Raw genomic sequence first — 17951 nt, 5'->3', positions numbered from 1 at the left:
CGCGGCCGCGCCGGGAATAGGCAGCCTCCCCCGTACGTTCACAGCGACAGGACGGGCACGCGCCCGCAGAGTTGGGAACGAAGGACGAAGATGAAGACGCCGATGATCGCCGCGATGCTCAGCGCCTCCCTGCTGGCCGGCTGCGCCGCGCCGGGCTACTACCCCGACGGCTCCGCCGGCGGCGTCGGAAGCTACGGCCAGAAGCAGACGGCGGGCGCCGTGCTGGGCGGGGTGGCCGGCGGGCTGGCGGGATCGCGGTTCGGCGGCGGGACCGGGAAGCTCGCGATGGTGGGTCTCGGCACCCTGCTCGGCGCCTACCTAGGCAGCGAGGCGGGCGCCTCGCTCGACCGCGCCGACCTCACGTACGCCGATCAGGCTGCCAGCCGCGCTTATGGCGCGCCGGTGGGCAGCACCATCCGCTGGAACAACCCCGGCACCGGCAATTACGGCAGCTACACGCCGACGCGCGACGGATACAGCTCGTCCGGCGACTATTGCCGGGAATTCCAGAGCACCATCACCATCCAGGGGCGGCTGGAGCAGGGTGTCGGCACCGCCTGCCAGCAACCCGATGGCTCCTGGCGCATCGTCTCCTGACAGGCTGGTCCAGCGCCGCCGCCGGGTGTAGGCTTCGTCGATCTCCCTTGGACAGGACGACGCCCATGCGGGCACACCACACCCTGACAGGCATCGCGGTTGCGGTCGCCATGATTGTTCCGGCCGGCTGGGCGCCGGCCCTGGCCGACGCCTTCCAGCGCGTGGATTACCGCCACCATCACGGCGGTTGGGGGTATCACGACGGCGGACCGCGGGTTTATGTCGGGCCGCCTGTCATCTGGCTCTCGCCCCCGCCGGTGGTAATCCGCCCGGCCCCGCCCCCGGTGGTGTACGCGCCTCCTCCGCCGGGCTTCGTGTACGCCCCGCCGCCGGCGGGTTTCGTGTACGCACCGCCGCCGCCGGCCATCACCGCCGAGCCGGCCGGTCCCGTGTATCAGGCGCGGAACGGGCAGTATTGCCGCGAGTACCAGAGCACGATCCGCGTCGGCGGCGTTGCCCGGCCCGGCTACGGCACGGCGTGCCAGCAACCGGACGGGACTTGGCGGATCGTGAACTGACGCGACCGCGGGCGGCCCCTCAGGCTGCCCGCACCGCCTGCAGGAACCGCTCCACCTGACCGCGCAGGGTCTCGGCCTGCGCCGACAGCGTGTCGGCCGCACCCAGCACATGGCGGGCTGCGGTTCCGGTGTCGTTGGCGGCGCGGTTCACGTCGGTGATGTGGGTGGAGACCTCCTGCGTGCCGGTGGCCGCCTGCTGGACGTTGCGGGCGATCTCGCGGGTGGCGGCCTGCTGCTCCTCGACCGAGGCGGCGATGCTGGCCGACACGTCGCTGACGCGGCGGATGGTGTCCATCACCCCGCCGATGCTGGAGACCGCCTGCTGGGTGCCGGTGCGGATGGCGGTGATGCGGCCGGCGATCTCGTCGGTGGCGCGGGTGGTCTGATCGGCCAGCGCCTTCACCTCCGCCGCGACCACGCTGAAGCCTTTGCCCGCGTCGCCCGCCCGGGCCGCCTCGATGGTGGCGTTCAACGCCAGCAGGCGGGTCTGCGACGCGATCTGGGTGATCAGGTCGATGACCTTGACGATCTCGTGCGAGGCGTCTGCCAGCTCCTGCATCGCGTGGCCGGCCTCGTCCGCCTTGGCCACCGCCTCCCCGGCGATGCCGGAGGACTGGGCCACCTGCCGGGCGATCTCCTGCACCGAGGAGGCCAGCTCCTCCGTCGCCACCGCCACGGTCTGGACGTTGGCGGAGGCCTGTTCGGACGCCGCGGCGACGGCGGTCGACTGGCGGGAGGTCTGCTCGGCCGTGCTGGCGAGCTGTCCGGCGGTGGCCTGCATCTGTACCGCGGCCGAGGAGACATGGCCCAGCACCGCCGACGCCTCCGAATCGAACCGGCCGGTCAGGTCGGCGATGGCGCGGGCACGCCGCTCCGCCGCTTCCTGCTCCGCCCGCTCGCGCTCGGCAGCGCGGCGCGACCGGATGATGCTCTCCTTGAAGACGAGGACGGCCTGAGCCATGGCGCCGATCTCGTCGCGGCGACCGGTGGCCGGAACCTCCGCCGTCTCGTCACCGTCGGCAAGCCGGGTCATGGTGCCGGTCATCGCCACCAGCGGGCGGGCGATGGAACGGGTGGTGACGACGAGCGAGACGAGGGCCACACCGAGCGCCAGCGCCAGCAGCAGCCACTGCGCCGCGGTCTGCCGGTCGCCCAGGGCCTGGACGCCGCCCATGTCGCCGTACAGTCCGTCGCGCTCACGCTGCACGACGCCGGGATGGTCGGCGCTGCCGATCAGATAGACGCGGATCTCGTTGGCCAGGGGCACGGCGTCGTCGGCGAAGGTCATGTGCGCGACCTCCTTCTGCCCGGTCACCGCGGCGGTCTCGGCCATGTCCAGCGTGGTGCCGACCAGATCGACCATCGGCTTCATCGCCTGCCACAGCTTCACGCTCTCCGGGTCGGTCCAGTTTGCGGACAGCCGGTCCATCTCCTTGACCAGCCGCAACACCTCCTCCCAATGCGCCTGCCGGCGGTCGCGCAGCTCGGGATGGGCGGTCAGGATGAAACCGCTCAGCGCCGCCTCGGCACCCGCTATCTCGGTGGCAAGCTGCTGGCTGATCAACGCGGTGGGAAGCCGGGTATCCGCCATCTGCCGGGTCGCGTCCTTCGCCTCTCCCGTCATAACCAGCGTCACGCCGGTGTTCATGATCATCACCAGGATCAGGGCCACGAACCCGATGGCGAGCCGCCGTCCGGTCGCCAGATTGTCGTACCAAGCCATGCCGCACCTCTCCGCGTCCCGGGCGCCGTTGCGTCCGGCACCTGCCACGGCCGATCTTGAACCGCCGGCCCTAATTATCCGTGCATGCAACTATGGTTTCCTACCACATTCGGTTCAACGCAAAATGATCACGCCACACAAAGAATCGTGTGCATCGGGTTCTTCTAAAATTCTTTGAAAAACAACGGGATCAGAAGGCCTCGGAGCCGAGGTAGGACGCGATCACCCGCGGGTCGGCCACGACCTCCGCCGGGGTTCCCTCGGCGATGCGTTCGCCATGGTCCAGCACCACGACGCGATCCGACAGCGCCATCACAGCCCGCATGACATGCTCGATCAGCAGGATGGTCAGCCCGTCGCGGCGGTTCAGGTCGCGCAGGACCTCGACCATGCGGTCAACCTCGGTCGGCCGCAGGCCGGCCAGCACTTCGTCCAGAAGCAGCAGCGTCGGCCGGGTGGCCAGCGCGCGGGCCACCTCCAGCCGCTTGCGGTCGGGCAGCGTCAGGCTTCCCGCCATCCGTCCGGCCTGGTCGGCGAGGCCGAGCCGTTCCAGCACCGCGTGCGCCTGCGCCCGCGCCGCGTCCACCCGCGACTCACGCGCCAGCGCGCCGATGACCACATTCTGCTCCACCGTCAGACCGGCGAAGGGGCGTACGATCTGAAAGGTACGGCCGATGCCGGCGGCGCAGATGCGGTTGGGACGAAGCCCGGTGATCGGCCGGCCGGCGAGCCGCACCTCCCCCTCGTCGGGCGGGAAGACGCCGGCGATCAGGTTGAAGGTGGTCGTCTTTCCCGCACCATTCGGCCCAATCAGCGCGACGATGGCGCCCTGCGGCACGGCGAAGCCGACCTCCGACACCGCCTTCAGCCCGCGAAAGCGCTTGGTGAGGCCGTGGACCTCCAGAAGGTCGCCCATCTCAACGGTCCCCAGCACCAAGCCCGAGACGGCGGGCCAGCCAAGGCCACACCCCGTCCGGCCGGTAAACGACGATCACCACCAGCGCCACCCCGTAGAAGAGCTGCTTGAGGCCGGGCAGATCCAGGCCGGACACCTCCAGCGCCCAGGCCAGCACCTCCCCCAGCGGGGTCAGGATCACCGCCCCCAGCACCGGGCCGAACACCGTGCCGATGCCGCCGATGATGGCGGGCAGGATGATCTCGATGGAGCGGCCCATGGAGAACACCTGCTCCGGGAACAGGCTGCTGAAATAGAAGGCCTGGAAGACGCCGCCGAGTGCCGTCAGCGCCGCCGACACCACGACGGCCGCGATGCGAGCGGTGAACAGGTCCACGCCCACCGCCTCCGCCGCCTCCGGATCCTCGCGGATGGCGAGCCAGCGGTAGCCGAGCCGGCTGTGCAGCAGAAGGCGCGCCAGCGCCAGCGCGCCGAGCGCCAGCACCAGGATGACGTAGTAGAACAGCGTGGGCGAGCCGCGCAGGTTCAGCGGATCGCCCCCGTCAGCCGCCACCGGGATGAACAGGCCGCCGGAGCCGCCGAACCACGCCATGTGGTCGAAGCTGATCCGCGCCACCTCGGAGAAGGCGATGGTCAGCAGCGCGAAATGCACGCCGCGCACCCCGAAGCGGAAACCCAGGACGCCGATGAAGGCCCCCGCCGCCCCCGCCGCCAGCATCGCCGCCCACAGCCCCAGCCAGGGCCCGATGCCGAAATGCACGAACAGCGCCGCGCTGACATACGCCCCCAGCCCGACATACAGCGCGTGGCCCAGCGACAGCAGGCCGGCGAAGCCCATCATCACGTTCCACGCCTGCCCCAGATAGGCGAACCACAAGACCGTGGTGAGCACCGACAGGACGTAGCGGTCGGCGACCAGCGGCGCCACGGCGAGGGCGCCCGCGAACAGGGCGAGAAGGACGGCGGCGCGCGCGTTCACGAGCGTTTTCCCAGCAGGCCCTGCGGCCGCACCAGCAGCACGAGGATGAGGACGAGGTAGCTGAACAGGGTCTTCAGCGACGGCGTCAGCAGGAAGCCGGCCAGCGCCTCCGACACCCCGATCAGCACGCCGCCGAGCAGCGCGCCGGGCAGACTGCCAAGCCCGCCGACGATGACGATGATGAAGGACAGCAGCGTGTATTCGGGCGCCAGCTGCGGCCGTGCGTCCACCAGAAGCACCATCAGCGTTCCGGCGATACCGACGACGGCCGAGCCGATGCCGAAGGTCAGCGCGTACAGCCGGTCGATGTCCAGCCCCACCACGCGCGCGCCCAGCGGGTTGTCGGCGCAGGCGCGGATCGCCTTGCCGGTGCGGCTGAAGCGGAAGAAGGCGAACAGGGCGGCGGCCACGACGATCGCCGCGGCGCCGGCGCGCAACCTCACCTCGTCCAGCAGCAGCGGCCCCAGCTCCACCGTGTCGAAGCCGTAGGGCACCTGCACGCTGCGCGAATCGGGGCCGAACACCAGCAGCAGCGCGTTCAGCAGGATGGTGGCGACGCCCAGCAGCAGGATGAACTGCATGTGCTCCGGCCGTTCCACGAAACGGTTGACCAGCCGGCGCTGGAGCAGCCAGCCGAAGACGAACAGCACCGCCGCCACCAGCGGCGCCGCCAGCACCGGGTCGAGCCCGGCCAGCCCGGACAGCAGCACGGCGCCGTACATGCCGGCCACCATCATCTCCCCGTGCGCGAAGTTCACCACGCGCACGACGCCGAAGATCACCGACAGCCCGAGCGCCGCCAGCCCGTAGATCAGGCCGGTCAGCAACCCCGACGCGACGATGTTGAGGTGATAGTCGAACGACATCCACGGCACCCGTTGGAACGGCAGGGTGGGGTTACCAGCCACGGCGGCGCGAGTCCAGGGTCCGCGAACGATCGCCGGCCGCTGAAAGTTTGCCCCGCGGCGGAGCAAAGCGGGTAAACAGATGGGCCAGAGGAACCGTCAACGGCCGGGAGAGCCGCCGCCATGCACGACATCCAGCAGACGCTCGCCGTGGCCACCGAACATCATCGGGCCGGCCGCACGGCGGAGGCCGAACGGCTCTACCGCGAGGTGCTGGCGGCGGCACCGGGACAGGCCGACGCGCTGCACCTGTTGGGCGTGCTGGCGCTGCAGTCCGGACGCCCCGCCGACGCGGCCGATCTGATCGGCCAGGCGGTCGCGGCCGATGGCGGCTCGGCCATGTTCAACGCCAACCTCGGCCACGCGCTGCACGCCGTCGGCCGCCAACGGGAGGCGGCGGTGAGCTTCGCCCGTGCCCTGACCCTGCTGTGCAACGCCGGCGAGGGCTGGGGCAACATCGGCGCGCTCGCCAACCTCATCCGCCGCTACGATCCCGACTCGCGCCGCGCCGCCGCCGCCGAGGTGGACCGCGACTATGCATTGGGCGACGTGATGCGCCGGCGATCGCTGCTCTTCCACCTCGACGGCGACCTCCGGCATTACCGCGATCTGGTCGCGGCGGTGCTCGCCGAGCCGGAAGGCTTCACCGTTCCGTCGCTGCATTACGCCTATTGGGGCATGCAGTTCCAGCTCTACCGCGGCGAAGCGGTCGATGGCGACACCGGTGCCTTCACCCGGAACGAGCTGCACGGGATGCACCGGCTGCTGGTCGAACAGACAGCGCTGCGCTACGGGGTGACGATGCGCCTGCGGCCGGTCGCACCGCGCGATCCGGTGCGGCGGATCGCCCTGATCACCAACCAGGTCCTGGGCGCCGATCATGCGCCCTCGGTCACGGTGCTCGAGCTGTCCCGACAGCTCCAGGACGAGCACGGCTGCGAGGTGCTGGTGGTCAACGCCAACGCCATGGCGGTGGCCCCCGAGAACGGATTCGTGCCGGAATTCGCCTACAACATGGCCGACGGCTTCGAGGGCGTGCAGTCGGTGGCGGTCGGCGACGGGCGCGTCCGCATGGTGTCGGCCACCGACCGCCATTTCGACGCCGGCAAGGTCGGGGCGCTGGTCGACCAAGTAGCGGCGTTCGACCCCGACACCGTCGTCGCGTTCGGCGCGTCCAACATCGTCGCCGACCTGTTCGCGGCGACCCGGCCGGTGGTCTGCCTGCCGACGACCGCGGGTTACTCCCCGTCGCTGGCCCGCATCGTGCTCGGCCATGGGGAGGGCGACAGCCCCGACGACTGGCCGGTGGCGGATCGGGGACGCTTCCGGCCCTACACCTATCCGGCGGGCGAAGCCGGTGCCGACGCGGCCGGACGGTTGCTCGCCTACTGCCGCGAGGCGCAAACGGCCTGACCCGCCGCCGGCCCGTCACGACCGGCGGGCCAGCGCCTCCGCCACCATCAGGCCGGCGTTCCGCAGCACGGTTTCCGATCGCAGGCCCTGCGCGTGCAGGGTGACGCTGGCCGCCACGACCACCAGGAAGGCGACGGATACGGCCGCCATCTGAAAGCGCGCGCCCACCGGGCGGGCGGCGAAGACCAGCGCCACCACCAGCCCCACCAGCCCGCCGGCCAGGATCTCCCGCACGGAATGGACGTTCAGCGCGACGCGGCTGACCGCCACCGCCGCCGCCATGCCCAACGCCGCCAGACACAGCAGACCGGTCAAGGGCTGCGGCAGCCCGCGCCCGAAGACCTTCCACAGCCCCACATAGAACATGGCGGCGAAGGCGGCGTGGCCGCTGGTGCTGCGCACCAGCCGCAGGCCCATCTCATGGAGCGCGTAGCCGACCACCTTGGCGAGGGCGGTGGCTATGACGCACAGCAGCACCGCACGCATCCACCCCGCGGCCTCCCCCGGCGCGCGGAGATAGAGCGCCACCGCCACCACGACCGACAGCGGCAGGAGCAACGACGATTCGCCGAAGCGGGAGATGCCGAGCATGATCTCGTGCAGCATGGGCCCTCGTCGGTTGCAACGGCCGGGTGGCCGGCGGCTCCGCCGGCCGTGCGCCTCAGGCGCGCTTCTGCCACCCCGGCATCGGGAAGACCGGCTCCATCTCCGCCGAGCCCTTGGGCAGCACGACGGTGGGCCGCAGGTTGCGGTTCTGGACGCAGGCCGAGGCGAGGCGGGTGTTCTGCCCCTTCTCGTCGAAGGTGATGGCCGGGCCGACCATCATCTTGCGCTCCAGGTTGGTGGCGCGGAGTGCCGCCAGCATGGCGTCGGGTGCCGCCGACCCCGCCCGCTTGAAGGCGTCCGCCGCCACCAGGATCGCCTCCAGCGTGAAGGCGATGTTGAAGGCGTAGCCCTCGTAGCGGTCGTTGGGGTAGCGGCTCTTGAAGATCCTCTCCACCCGCTGCGACAGCTCAGCCTTGGGATCGTACCAGGGCAGGTTGGTGATGTGGAAGTCGGCGTACTTGCCCAGCACCTTGTAGAACTGCTCGTCGTACAGGCCGGGCGAGCCGGGCGACACGATCCCCATCGGCTCCCACCGCTGCTTCACCATCTCGCGCACCAGCATGATGGCGTCGTTGGCGCGGGTGGTGACGATCGCCAGATCGGCGCCGGTCGCCTTGGCCTTCGCCACCTCCACCGCCAGATCCTGCGCCTTGGGGTCGTAGGCGATCTGCTCCACGATCGGGAAGGGCATCGACAGCGTCGGGAACAGGGCGTCCAGCGCCTGCTTGTTCGCCATGCCGAAGGTGTCGTTGGCGTGCATGAACACGGCCGATTTCGGCGTGGCACCGCTCGCCGCGAACAGCTCCTTCATCAGCGCCAGTCCGTTGCTGACGAGCATGGTGCTGGTGGGGAAGTTGCGGAACAGCGTCTTGTAGCCCTGCTCGGTCAACCGGTCGGCCGCCGCGATGTTGATCACCAGCGGGACGCCGCGCTGTTCGCACACCTGGGCGGCGGCGGCGGTCTGGCCGCTGTCGAAGGCGCCGACGATCACGTTCGCACCGTCGTTGATCAGCTTCTCCGCGCGCGAGCGTGCAACGTCAACGCTCGATTCGGTGTCCGCGGACAGAATCTCGACCGGATAGCCGAGATCGGCCAGGAGCTGCGGCGCGATGTCCGCCCCACGTTGGCAGGCCTGGCCGGCCTGCGCCAGATGCCCGGAGCGCGGCAGCAGCACACCCACCTTCAGCCCGGCGGCCCCCTGCGCGAAGGCCGGCGCGCCGCCCAGCGCGGCGAGCGTGCCGACACCCGCGACCCCGGCCGAGAAGGCGCGCCGCGTGATGCCGTTGCCGGAAGCGGCCGAGGTCGGGCCGGTGACGCGGGGTGCCTGTCTGGTCATGGGGGCGGTTCCTCAGGGGGGTCTTCTTGGGCCGGAAGGATGTCGTCATCCCGACGGGGCTGTCAAAGGCTCCTTTCGGCTGGATGGCCGGCCTTTACGGGGAAATCCGGCGCTGCGGCGCTACTTCGGCTTGAATCCCCGGACAGGGCTGGTATCAAATGGACGGCTGCGTGGTGCCGGCATTGGTGCGGGAGGTTTCTGATGAAGCGGATGAAGTGGGTGGCGGGGATCGCTGCGGTCGTCGCGGTCACCGGTCTTGGCGTCCCGGCCCTGGCGCAACAGGGCGGCAACGCACCCGGTGCGGCCGCGCAGGCCCCCCTCCCCCCAGCGTTGCAGGCCGCCATCCTGACCGGCAATCCCCAACAGGTGCGCCAGGCCATCGACACGCTGAGCGGCGGCAACCCGCAACGGGCCGCGGTGCTGGCGACCCAGGTGGTGGTCGCCGCCGAGCGGCTGGTGCAGACCAACCCGCAGGCCGCCATCCAGGCGGCCGCCGCCGCGGTCGAGTCGGTGCGCAACACGACCGTGCAGACCACCTCCCCGCAGCAGACCGAAAGCGTGCTGACCACCGCGGCCCGCATCTTCGTGTCCCCGCCGGTGCAGAACACCCTGCCCGAGGCCGCCGCCGGGCTGGCCGCGGCGACGCTGAGTGCCGCGGCGACGACCAACAACCCGACCATGGTCGCCCAGGTCGCAGCGCAGGCCGTGTCCGCCGCCGAACGCGTCCTGAACATCAACCCGGCGGCCGCGGTTCAGCTTGCCGCCTCCGCGGTGCAGACGGTTCGTGCGCAGCCGGTGGTGCAGTCCTCCCCGAACCAGACCTTCCAGGTGGTCACGACCGCCGCCCGCATCATGGTCAACCCCGACGCCCAACGGGTCGCGCCGGTGGGAGTCGCGGGGATGGCGACCGCCGTGGCCCAGGTGATCAGCAATCCCACCGTCTATCAGGTGTCGCCGTCCGGCGCCATCCAGGTGATGGCGAACTCCTACGCCGCGGTCTCCAGCCAGACCGTGTCGGCCGCGGCTCCGGCCGCCACCCAGTCCGTGGTCCAGACGCTGAACCAGGCCAGCAACGCCCAGAACCTCAGCTCCGTCAATGCCAGCAACGGCGCCCAGGTGAACGCGATCCTGGCCGGTCAGGTCCAGGCCTCCACCACCATCCCCGGCGCGCCGCAGAGCACGCAGCCGACCACCACAACCACCACAACCCAGCAGACGACCAATCAACAGAACCAGCAGCAGCAGGCACAGAACAATCAGAACACCACGAACAACCAAGACAACAACAACCAGAACAACAACAACCCCGTTCGTGAGGAAAGCATCTTCACGCAGGGCAGCCCGACCTGACGATGAAAGTGGGGGCGGTGACCGCCCCCGCCTTGGCCACCCGGTAAAACGCCGCTCAGAAGCGGCGTTCCAGCACCTTCACGATGTCGCCCGGCAGGATCGGCGTCCGCTCGGTCGCCCGGTATTCCTTCTGGTCGCCACCGACCAGTCGCACCAGCACAACCTCGCCCTGGCGCGCGCGATAGTCGTAGCCGCCCGCACGGGCGATGGCGCTCAGCACCGTCAGTCCGGTGGTGTAGGGGAATTCGCCGGGCTGTCTCACCTCGCCCAGGACGTAGAAGGGGCGGAAGGTCTGCACCTCCACCGCGACGCTGGGATCCTGCATGTAGGCGTCGCGCTTCAGCATGTCGGCGATCCGCTTGGCAAGCGCCTTCGCGGTGATGCCGCTGGCCGGGACATTGCCGATGAGCGGCAGCGCGATGTTGCCGATCGGATCGACGGTGAAGTCGCCGGACAGGTTGGTCTCGTTGAAGACGATCACCCGCACGCGGTTGCCGGGCTCCAGCAGATAGCCCTCGGTCGGGTTGACGGCGATCGCCGGGGCCGGCTCGCTGGGAAACTCGCCGACCGTGGTCGAACAGCCTCCGAGCACGGCCATGATGATCGCGATGGTCGCTGCGATCGCGCTTCGGGCGCTTCTCTGACGGGCGAACTTCATGAGCGGGCGGTGCCTCCGGTGATCGTTGAACAATGGCCATGGGGCCTCTCGCCCCCGAATATCCCTAGCCCCTGTCGCTCCGATTATGCAACTTCCTCGATCAGATCAATCCCGACCCGGCGTGCCTGAGAATTGTCATGGCCTCCCTGTTCGCACCGATGCTGGCATGGGCCGCCTCGCTTCGCCGCATGCGCGAAGCGGCGGCTTCGCCCCCTTGCGTCCCGGACGGATTCGTGCTGTACGCGATCGGCGACGTGCATGGTGAACGGGCACTGCTCGACGGCCTGCTGAACGACATCCTCGAGGATGCGCGCCGTCAGGAGGGGCTCTCGCCGGTCGCGGTGTTCCTCGGGGACTACGTCGATCGCGGCCCCGACAGCCGTGGGGTGATCGAACGCCTTCTCGACGATCCGCTGCCCGGTTTCACGGTGCGGTTCCTCAAGGGGAACCACGAGGAGGCGATGCTCGGCTTCATCGACAACCCGGCGGCGTCCATGGATTGGCTGCGTTTCGGCGGGGCGGAGACGCTGGGGAGCTACGGTGTGCGCGCCTCGGTGGCGGTCGCGGACGCCGGCCGCTGCCGGGTCCTGCGCGACCTGCTCGGCACCCGTCTTCCCGACGACCATCTCGACTTCCTCCGCCGGCTGGAACACTGGGCGGTCTACGGCGACTACGCGTTCGTCCACGCCGGCATCCGTCCCCACCGAACGCTGGAAGACCAGGATCCGCGCGATCTGCTCTGGATTCGTACGCCCTTCCTGGACTCGGGCGCACGGCACGAGAAGGTGATCGTCCACGGCCATACCATCGTCGACTCGCCGGAGGTTCGCCATAACCGGATAGGCATCGACACCGGTGCCTATGCAACCGGCAGACTGACCGCCGTGGTCCTGGTCGGGCAATCCGTGCGCTTCCTGCAACGCTGGACATAAAAAATCCGAAAGACTTCCGACGCGAATAGAAACTACAACACGCATGCGACGATATGCATTCGTTTGATGCAATTTTCTGTTTCTGGAGCTAGCTCCATGGTGGTATCCAGAACCGGGCAGACGGCCGATAACTGGGGTAAGAGCGCGATGAGGATGCCGACCGACTGTTTAATTGCTCCGATCGGGCAGAAATCCGCGTCGGTGATCAAGCATAAAAGGCATCGGCGGGTCGGCAGCTGGGCGCTTCTCGGGGTGGCGATGGTCGCCCTTCTTGCGGCGTCCCCGTCGTACGCACAGACGCGCGAGGATGTGCGGCGGCCCGGATCCGGCGCGGCGAAGGTGACGGGATCGTCGGACGACGCGTCCGACGACCAGGGCAAGGGTGATTCCGAGCGGGTCGATGATTCCTATCAGCCCAAGGGCATCGACCTCGGCAGCTTCCTTCTGCTGCCGCAGATCGAGAACGAGTTGACCTACAACACCAACGTCTTCGCCCAGGAATCCAGCCAGAAGGGCGATTTCGTCGCGCGCATCGCGCCGGAATTCCGCCTGCGCTCGCGCTTCTCGAACCACGCGCTGAACTTCACCGGCCGGGTGGAGCAGTTCCTGTTCCGCGAATACACCTCGGACAACCATCTCGACGCGGTGGCGCTGATCGACGGGCGCTACGACATCGAGCGGAACTGGGAGGTGAACGCCTTTTCGGAGAATTTCCGCCGGTCCGAGGATCGCGGCAGCCCGGATGACGTCGGCGGCGAAAAGCCGACCCTCACCTTCGGTACGATCAACCGCGTCGGCACCAAGTACCAGACGGGACGCTACACCTTCGGTGGCGAGTTCTCCGCCGCGCGCCGCATCTTCGAGGATGTCGATGCCTCCAACGGCGTCACCATCAACAACGGCGACCGGAACCGGTGGGAGTATCAGGCGCTTGGCCGCGGTTCCTACGAGATGTTTCCCGGCTATCTCGCCGTGGTCGAAGCCTCGGCGAACAAGCGGGAGTATGATTCGCGCCTCGATGATGCGGGGTTCAACCGCAGCAGCAGCGGCTACCGTGTGGAGACCGGCATCGGGCTCGACATCAGCCAGCTCGTCCGCGGCGATTTCCTGGTCGGTTACCTGAAGCAGGATTACGAGGACCCGCGCTACAAGGATCCGAGCGGCCTCTCCTTCAAGGCGACCTTCAACTGGACGCCCAGCCGGATCACCGTGGTGGTGCCGTCGATCGAGCGTACGGTGCAGGAAACCACGACCAACCTGGCCTCGGCCATGATCCGCAGCGGCGCCAGCGTCCTCGTTCGTCACGAATATCAGCGCAACATTGTCCTCACCGGTTACGGCAGCGTCAATTATGACGAGTACGAGGGCATCAATCAGGCGAGTGTGACGTATGAAGCCCGCGCCCGCGTCATTTACGCTCTGGCGCCCGAGTACTATGTCGGGAGTGAGATCGGCTACCGGCGCCGCAACTCCGAAATCGATGGGCAAAGCTACGGGCAGGGCGTGCTGTCCGTGCGTTTCGGGCTGCGGATGTGATCAACGCGGACCGGCTGCCGGTCCGCGCTCCTTCCGCAGGGTGATGGCTCGATGACCGACCGCGAATCGCTGTCCACCAGCACGCTCGTCATGGGCGAGCATATGCGCCACACCCTCCGCTGGTTGTGGCGTGTGCTCTGGCGCGGCAAGTTCCTGGTGCTCGGCACGTGGCTGCTGGCCATCGTGCCGACCGTGCTCGTGCTGCAGCAGACCGTCCCGCTCTACACCGCCGAGGCTGAGGTGCTGATCGAGGGGCCGGAAGCCACCGACGCGCTGGCCGACCAGCGCCGGGATTTCGGCTTCCGCGTGACGGAAAACGTGGTCAACACCGAGGCGGAGGTCATCGCCTCCTCCATGCTGGCCTACCGGGTGGTCGACAAGCTCCAGCTCGATCGAGACCCGGAATTCAATCCGATGCTGCGCGAGCCGCGTCCGATCGACCGGATCATCGCCTGGGCGAACCCGTTGACGTGGCTGGTCGCGCTGTCCCGCTCACCGGATCCGGCGACGAGCAGGCGGACATCCGATGTGGCGTCCGACGACGTGGTGCGATCGATGGTCGTTCGGACCTTCCTGACCCGGCTCGACGCCCGCATGCAGCGGCGATCCTTCATCGTGACGGTGCATTTCACGTCCGAGGACCCGAAGAAGGCGGCGCTGATCGCCAACACGGTGGTGGAGCTCTACATGCTCGACCGCCTGGAGGCGAGCTTCGACGACGCGCGACGCCTGACGAGCTGGCTCGGCGAGCGGCTGGAGGGCCTGCGGCGTGACGTGAACGCCACCGATTCCGCGGTCGAGGAGTTCCGCGCGGCCAACAACCTGCGGCGCAAGGGCGAACGGCAGACGACGGTCACCGACCAGCAACTCTCCGAGCTGAACACCCGGATCGTGATCGCCCGCTCCGAACTGGCGCAGAAGCAGGCGCGGCTGGACCAGGTGCGGCAACTGCTGCGGTCGCGTGGCAGCATGGAGACGTCCAGCGAAGTCCTCCAGTCCTCCCTGATCCAGCGCCTGCGCGAGCAGGAAACCGCCCTGACGCGCGAGATGTCCGAGGCGATCAAGACCTACGGCGAACGCCATCCGCGCATGGTGGCCTACCGGGCCGACCTGACGGAGCTTCGCAGCAAGATCGGTGGCGAGATCGAGAAGATCGCCGCGTCCATCGCCAACGACGTGGATGTGTCCGCCGCCGGACTACGCACCCTGGAGAAGGAGCTGGACGGGGTGCGCCAGCGCTCCAACGTCGCTGGCGAGGCGGAAATCCGCCTGCGCGAGCTGGAACGGCAGGCGGAGGCCACGCGCGAGTTGTACGAGGCGTTCCTGGCCCGCTTCAAGCGCGACGCCGAGCAGGACCGGGTGAAGCGGGTCAACGCCCGTGTCATCGCCCGCCCCGATGCGCCGACGTCCCCGGCCTTCCCGCGGCGCGCGGCGGTGATGTCCATGGTCAGCGCGGTGTCGCTGGCGATCGTGCTCGTCTTCCTTCTCGACCATCTCGACAACGCCGTCCGCTCCTCCGACGAGGCGGAGGAGATTTCCGGCCTGCCGACGGTCGCGCTGGTCCCCGTCCACCGCGGACGCACCGACCGGCTCGTGCAGGACGTGACCGAGCGACCGCGATCCGTGCTCGCCGACGCCGTGCGCAGTCTGCGCATCTCGCTGGACGTCGGCATCGGCGACGGGGCCGCAAGGCCGCGGATTCTGGTTCTCACCTCCTCCATCCCGAAGGAGGGGAAGACCTTCCTGGCGCTCAGCCTGGCCATCATGTTCACCAAGACGAACGAGCGCGTCCTGCTGATCGACGGTGACGTGCACCGCCCGCGCATGCACACGATGCTCGGCCGGCCGAACGCCGAGGGCCTCGTCCAGGTGCTGTCGGGGAGTGCCGCCTTCGAGGATGTGGTGATTCGCGATGCGGCGCCGGGACTCGACTTCCTGCCGGCCGGTCACCTGGCGAACGTGGCCGATCTGATCAGCGAGCCGACGGCACGGGCGCTGCTTGACGACCTCAGGGGGAAGTACGACCGCATCGTGATCGACTCCGCCCCCGTCCTGGCGGTCGCCGACGCCCGCGTGCTCGGCCGGCTGGCCGACCGGGTGATCTATCTGGTCAAATGGAACTCCACGGCACGCGATGCCGTCCGCAACGGCGTCCGGCTGCTGCGCGACGGCCGGGCGCCCCTGCACGGCATCGTCCTGTCACAGGTGAACCAGCGCAAGCACGCCCGCTACGCATACGGCGACTATGGCCAGTATTATGGACGCTACCGAGACTACTACGGCGAATGACGCCGCCCCTCCCGCCGCCCGCGGCCCCACGGGGCCGCGGCGGCTTGGCGCCGCCGTGGTGGCGGTGGCGCTCGGTGGGGCGCTCGTCTGGCTGGGCGCGCCGCGCCTGATCGCGGCGCTGGAGAGCCTTGATGCGCGCACGGTGATCTGGGACGCCCGCGCCGGCCATCCGCCGCCTCCCGACCGCCTGGCCGCCGCCGCCGCGGATCTGGACGCCGCGCAGCGCTGGGCGGCGGATGGCGAGGCCATGGGCGACCGTGGTTTCCTGCTCGTGCAGCAGGCCCGGGCCACCCCTCCCGGACCCGAGCGGGGGGCGCTTCTGGACCGGGCGGCACAGGCGACGGAAGCCGGGCTGGCCGCGGCACCTGCCCAGCCCAGCGCCTGGGCGCGGCTGGCGTGGCTGCACGTGGCCCGCGGCGACCGCGCCGCGGCCATCCCGGCCCTGCGCCTGTCGCTGCTGACCGGACCGGTCGCGCCGGCGCTGATGGCCTCCCGGCTGGAGCTGGGGCTTGAATTGCTGTCGCTGATGGACCCGGACACCCGCGGTCTGCTGCGCCGTCAGGTTCGGCTGCTCTGGGTCGTGTCGCCGGAAACCGTCGCCGCAATGTCGCAGAAGCCCGACACCGGCGGTTTCGTCCGCGATGCGCTCAACGACCTGAGCGAAGAGGACATGGCCGCCTTCCTCCGCGTCCACGGGCCGAAATCCTGAACTGAAATCCCGAACCGCTGGCGCCCGCCGGTTACCAGTCGGCGGAGCGGCCATGCTCCGCCGTGTTCCAGGACTGGGCGTAACCGATGCCGAGCAGCAGCGCCAACGTGGCGCCGATGGCCGGCATCTGCGCGCTGAAATCGACCAAGCCGTGCAAGCCGAGGAGGGTCATCGCCGCCAATGCGACAGCCGGGTGGATTTGGTCGCGCCGCCGGCGCACCAGCCCCGCCGCGCAGACTGCCGCCACCGCGATGATCGCCGCATAGAAGACGAGCGCGCCGGGAAGCCCCAAATCCATCGCCAGCTCCAGATGGACGTTGTGCGCGAAGTCGTACACGACGGTGTCGGCCAGGGTGCTGTCGCGGTACAGGCGGAACGCCGGGAGAAAGGCGCCGAGCCCATAACCCGTCCACGGCGCGTCACCGATGGCGACCAGCGTCTGCCGCATCAGGTCGGGCCGGCCCTCCTGGTCGATGTTCATGCGCCACAGGCGATCGACGGTGCCGTCGCCACTGATGATGACGCTCGACAAACCAACGACCAGCAGCGCGACCACCGCGGGAAACGCCGCGCCCGGACGCAGGATCCGCCCCTTCACCAGGGCCACGATCAGAACCAGCAGGCTGACCCCGGTGGCCAGGAAGGCACCACGGGAATGGGACAGCAGCAGCGCCGTCCCGATCACCAGCCCCCCAGCCAGATAGGGAAGCGCCCGCACGAGCAGCGCCTCGGCAAGGTCGAAGGCGCGCCGGTCGCCGGTGCCGGTGGGACGCAGACCGTGCACGAACAGCGCAACGCAGCACAGCAACCCGATCCCGGCGTACGCACCATAGGCGTTGCGGTTGACGAAGGTGGCCGTCACGTCACCATGATAGGCCCATTTCGGGTACCAGAGGATGTATTCCCAGCCGCCGAAACGCACGGCAAGCCCATAGACCGCGTAGGCGATGCCAGCGGTCGCGAGCGTCACCAGCGCCTCGCGGGCCCGCGCCCGCTCACGTCCGAGCTGCACGGCGAGCCAGAAGACACCGCCGTAGGTCGCAAGCCGCAGCACCGCCGTCACCGTCATCGATGGGTCGAGGGAGATGCTGCCGACCATGGATCCGTTCATAGCGTTCAACGCGCGCGCCGCCTCGCCCCACAACGGATGCTGCCACCCCGCGGGCACCAGCCCGGTGGTCTGCAGGACGGCCCAGCAAAGCACGAGAAGGAACGGCACGGCGGGGAACCACAGACGGCTCATCGGCATCGCCGCGCGCGCGCGCCCGGTGAGGACCAGCGCTCCCCACAGCAGGAGCAGCAGGCCGATGGTCACCCCCATCAGGCTCCAGGCCCAGGGACGTTGCGCGGCAAAGGGTACGGGCGCCAGCACGACCAGCGCCAGGAGCAAACGGAAGAGCAGAGTGCTGGCCGTCATCGTCACGCTTCCGCGCCCATGTGAACCTGGAAGGCTCCCGCCGCCGGCTCGTTGCGGCGACGGGAGT

At 69.2% G+C, this 17951-nt stretch carries 16 protein-coding genes; 8 read left to right on the top strand and 8 right to left on the bottom strand.

The features are described 5' to 3' along the window. Positions 1–90 precede the first annotated feature (90 nt). Both HL658_RS28025 and HL658_RS28020 read left to right on the top strand, forming a co-directional pair. Positions 91–597: an RT0821/Lpp0805 family surface protein gene (locus HL658_RS28025; protein WP_180285651.1), complete on the top strand. Its 507-nt coding sequence runs from the start codon at positions 91–93 to the stop codon at positions 595–597. A 65-nt stretch (positions 598–662) separates the two neighbouring features. Next, complete coding sequence (locus HL658_RS28020; protein WP_180285602.1) at positions 663–1115, top strand: hypothetical protein; 453 nt, start codon at positions 663–665, stop codon at positions 1113–1115. A gap of 19 nt (positions 1116–1134) precedes the next feature. On the opposite strand, the gene HL658_RS28015 is transcribed toward HL658_RS28020, so the two are convergent. The 4 genes from HL658_RS28015 to HL658_RS28000 form a co-directional block, all read right to left on the bottom strand. Then, positions 1135–2838 (bottom strand): methyl-accepting chemotaxis protein, encoded by a 1704-nt coding sequence (locus tag HL658_RS28015; protein ID WP_180285652.1) that lies wholly within the window; start codon positions 2836–2838, stop codon positions 1135–1137. A gap of 190 nt (positions 2839–3028) precedes the next feature. Continuing rightward, complete coding sequence (locus HL658_RS28010; protein ID WP_180285653.1) at positions 3029–3754, bottom strand: ABC transporter ATP-binding protein; 726 nt, start codon at positions 3752–3754, stop codon at positions 3029–3031. A gap of 1 nt (position 3755) precedes the next feature. After that, positions 3756–4733, bottom strand: a complete 978-nt coding sequence (locus HL658_RS28005) for a branched-chain amino acid ABC transporter permease (RefSeq protein WP_180285654.1) — start codon at positions 4731–4733, stop codon at positions 3756–3758. Further along, the gene (locus tag HL658_RS28000) at positions 4730–5599 is read right to left on the bottom strand and encodes a branched-chain amino acid ABC transporter permease (RefSeq protein ID WP_180285655.1); all 870 of its coding nucleotides are present in this window, start codon (positions 5597–5599) and stop codon (positions 4730–4732) included. The genes HL658_RS28005 and HL658_RS28000 overlap by 4 nt, the downstream gene beginning before the upstream one ends. Before the next feature lie 162 nt (positions 5600–5761). Here HL658_RS28000 and HL658_RS27995 point away from each other — a divergent pair, with 162 nt between their 5' ends. Then, complete coding sequence (locus tag HL658_RS27995; protein ID WP_180285656.1) at positions 5762–7051, top strand: tetratricopeptide repeat protein; 1290 nt, start codon at positions 5762–5764, stop codon at positions 7049–7051. A 15-nt stretch (positions 7052–7066) separates the two neighbouring features. On the opposite strand, the gene HL658_RS27990 is transcribed toward HL658_RS27995, so the two are convergent. Together HL658_RS27990 and HL658_RS27985 are read right to left on the bottom strand one after the other, a co-directional pair. Continuing rightward, entirely contained in the window at positions 7067–7657 is a 591-nt protein-coding gene (locus HL658_RS27990; RefSeq protein ID WP_180285657.1) for a phosphatase PAP2 family protein, read from the bottom strand. A gap of 55 nt (positions 7658–7712) precedes the next feature. Continuing rightward, positions 7713–8993 carry an ABC transporter substrate-binding protein gene (locus HL658_RS27985; protein ID WP_180285658.1) on the bottom strand — a complete coding sequence of 427 codons (1281 nt, stop codon included), beginning with the start codon at positions 8991–8993 and terminating at the stop codon, positions 7713–7715. Between the two features lie 201 nt (positions 8994–9194). On the opposite strand from HL658_RS27985, the gene HL658_RS27980 reads away from it, so the two are divergent. Further along, a complete protein-coding gene (locus HL658_RS27980) occupies positions 9195–10343 on the top strand; it encodes a hypothetical protein (RefSeq protein ID WP_180285659.1) in 1149 nt (382 codons plus the stop codon). Between the two features lie 55 nt (positions 10344–10398). On the opposite strand, the gene HL658_RS27975 is transcribed toward HL658_RS27980, so the two are convergent. Then, positions 10399–11001: a polysaccharide biosynthesis/export family protein gene (locus tag HL658_RS27975; RefSeq protein ID WP_246337966.1), complete on the bottom strand. Its 603-nt coding sequence runs from the start codon at positions 10999–11001 to the stop codon at positions 10399–10401. Between the two features lie 137 nt (positions 11002–11138). Between HL658_RS27975 and HL658_RS27970 the strand changes: the two genes are divergently transcribed. From HL658_RS27970 to HL658_RS27955, 4 genes are all read left to right on the top strand, one after another. Beyond that, positions 11139–11933: a metallophosphoesterase family protein gene (locus HL658_RS27970; RefSeq protein ID WP_246337964.1), complete on the top strand. Its 795-nt coding sequence runs from the start codon at positions 11139–11141 to the stop codon at positions 11931–11933. Between the two features lie 147 nt (positions 11934–12080). Continuing rightward, positions 12081–13469, top strand: coding sequence for an outer membrane beta-barrel protein (locus tag HL658_RS27965; RefSeq protein WP_180285660.1), 1389 nt, complete (start codon positions 12081–12083; stop codon positions 13467–13469). 51 nt (positions 13470–13520) lie between these two features. Continuing rightward, positions 13521–15758 (top strand): GumC family protein, encoded by a 2238-nt coding sequence (locus HL658_RS27960; protein WP_246337962.1) that lies wholly within the window; start codon positions 13521–13523, stop codon positions 15756–15758. Further along, positions 15727–16467, top strand: a complete 741-nt coding sequence (locus HL658_RS27955) for a hypothetical protein (RefSeq protein WP_180285661.1) — start codon at positions 15727–15729, stop codon at positions 16465–16467. Before HL658_RS27960 ends, HL658_RS27955 begins: the two co-directional genes overlap by 32 nt. Before the next feature lie 31 nt (positions 16468–16498). Here the strand turns inward: HL658_RS27955 and HL658_RS27950 are convergent, their stop codons facing one another. After that, positions 16499–17884 carry an O-antigen ligase family protein gene (locus HL658_RS27950; protein WP_196242384.1) on the bottom strand — a complete coding sequence of 462 codons (1386 nt, stop codon included), beginning with the start codon at positions 17882–17884 and terminating at the stop codon, positions 16499–16501. Positions 17885–17951 lie beyond the last annotated feature (67 nt).

The sequence above is a fragment of the Azospirillum oleiclasticum genome, from assembly GCF_013423485.1.
Classification (GTDB): domain Bacteria; phylum Pseudomonadota; class Alphaproteobacteria; order Azospirillales; family Azospirillaceae; genus Azospirillum; species Azospirillum oleiclasticum.
This window is presented reverse-complemented; position numbering and strand designations above follow the sequence as displayed.

Coding starts and splice junctions, on each gene's coding strand:
- HL658_RS28025 (WP_180285651.1), top strand. CDS start 91: ATGAAGACGCCGATGATCGCCGCGATGCTCAGCGCCTCCCTGCTGGCC.
- HL658_RS28020 (WP_180285602.1), top strand. CDS start 663: ATGCGGGCACACCACACCCTGACAGGCATCGCGGTTGCGGTCGCCATG.
- HL658_RS28015 (WP_180285652.1), bottom strand. CDS start 2,838: ATGGCTTGGTACGACAATCTGGCGACCGGACGGCGGCTCGCCATCGGG.
- HL658_RS28010 (WP_180285653.1), bottom strand. CDS start 3,754: ATGGGCGACCTTCTGGAGGTCCACGGCCTCACCAAGCGCTTTCGCGGG.
- HL658_RS28000 (WP_180285655.1), bottom strand. CDS start 5,599: ATGTCGTTCGACTATCACCTCAACATCGTCGCGTCGGGGTTGCTGACC.
- HL658_RS27995 (WP_180285656.1), top strand. CDS start 5,762: ATGCACGACATCCAGCAGACGCTCGCCGTGGCCACCGAACATCATCGG.
- HL658_RS27990 (WP_180285657.1), bottom strand. CDS start 7,657: ATGCTGCACGAGATCATGCTCGGCATCTCCCGCTTCGGCGAATCGTCG.
- HL658_RS27985 (WP_180285658.1), bottom strand. CDS start 8,993: ATGACCAGACAGGCACCCCGCGTCACCGGCCCGACCTCGGCCGCTTCC.
- HL658_RS27980 (WP_180285659.1), top strand. CDS start 9,195: ATGAAGCGGATGAAGTGGGTGGCGGGGATCGCTGCGGTCGTCGCGGTC.
- HL658_RS27975 (WP_246337966.1), bottom strand. CDS start 11,001: ATGAAGTTCGCCCGTCAGAGAAGCGCCCGAAGCGCGATCGCAGCGACC.
- HL658_RS27970 (WP_246337964.1), top strand. CDS start 11,139: ATGGCCTCCCTGTTCGCACCGATGCTGGCATGGGCCGCCTCGCTTCGC.
- HL658_RS27965 (WP_180285660.1), top strand. CDS start 12,081: ATGAGGATGCCGACCGACTGTTTAATTGCTCCGATCGGGCAGAAATCC.
- HL658_RS27960 (WP_246337962.1), top strand. CDS start 13,521: ATGACCGACCGCGAATCGCTGTCCACCAGCACGCTCGTCATGGGCGAG.
- HL658_RS27955 (WP_180285661.1), top strand. CDS start 15,727: ATGGACGCTACCGAGACTACTACGGCGAATGACGCCGCCCCTCCCGCC.
- HL658_RS27950 (WP_196242384.1), bottom strand. CDS start 17,884: ATGACGGCCAGCACTCTGCTCTTCCGTTTGCTCCTGGCGCTGGTCGTG.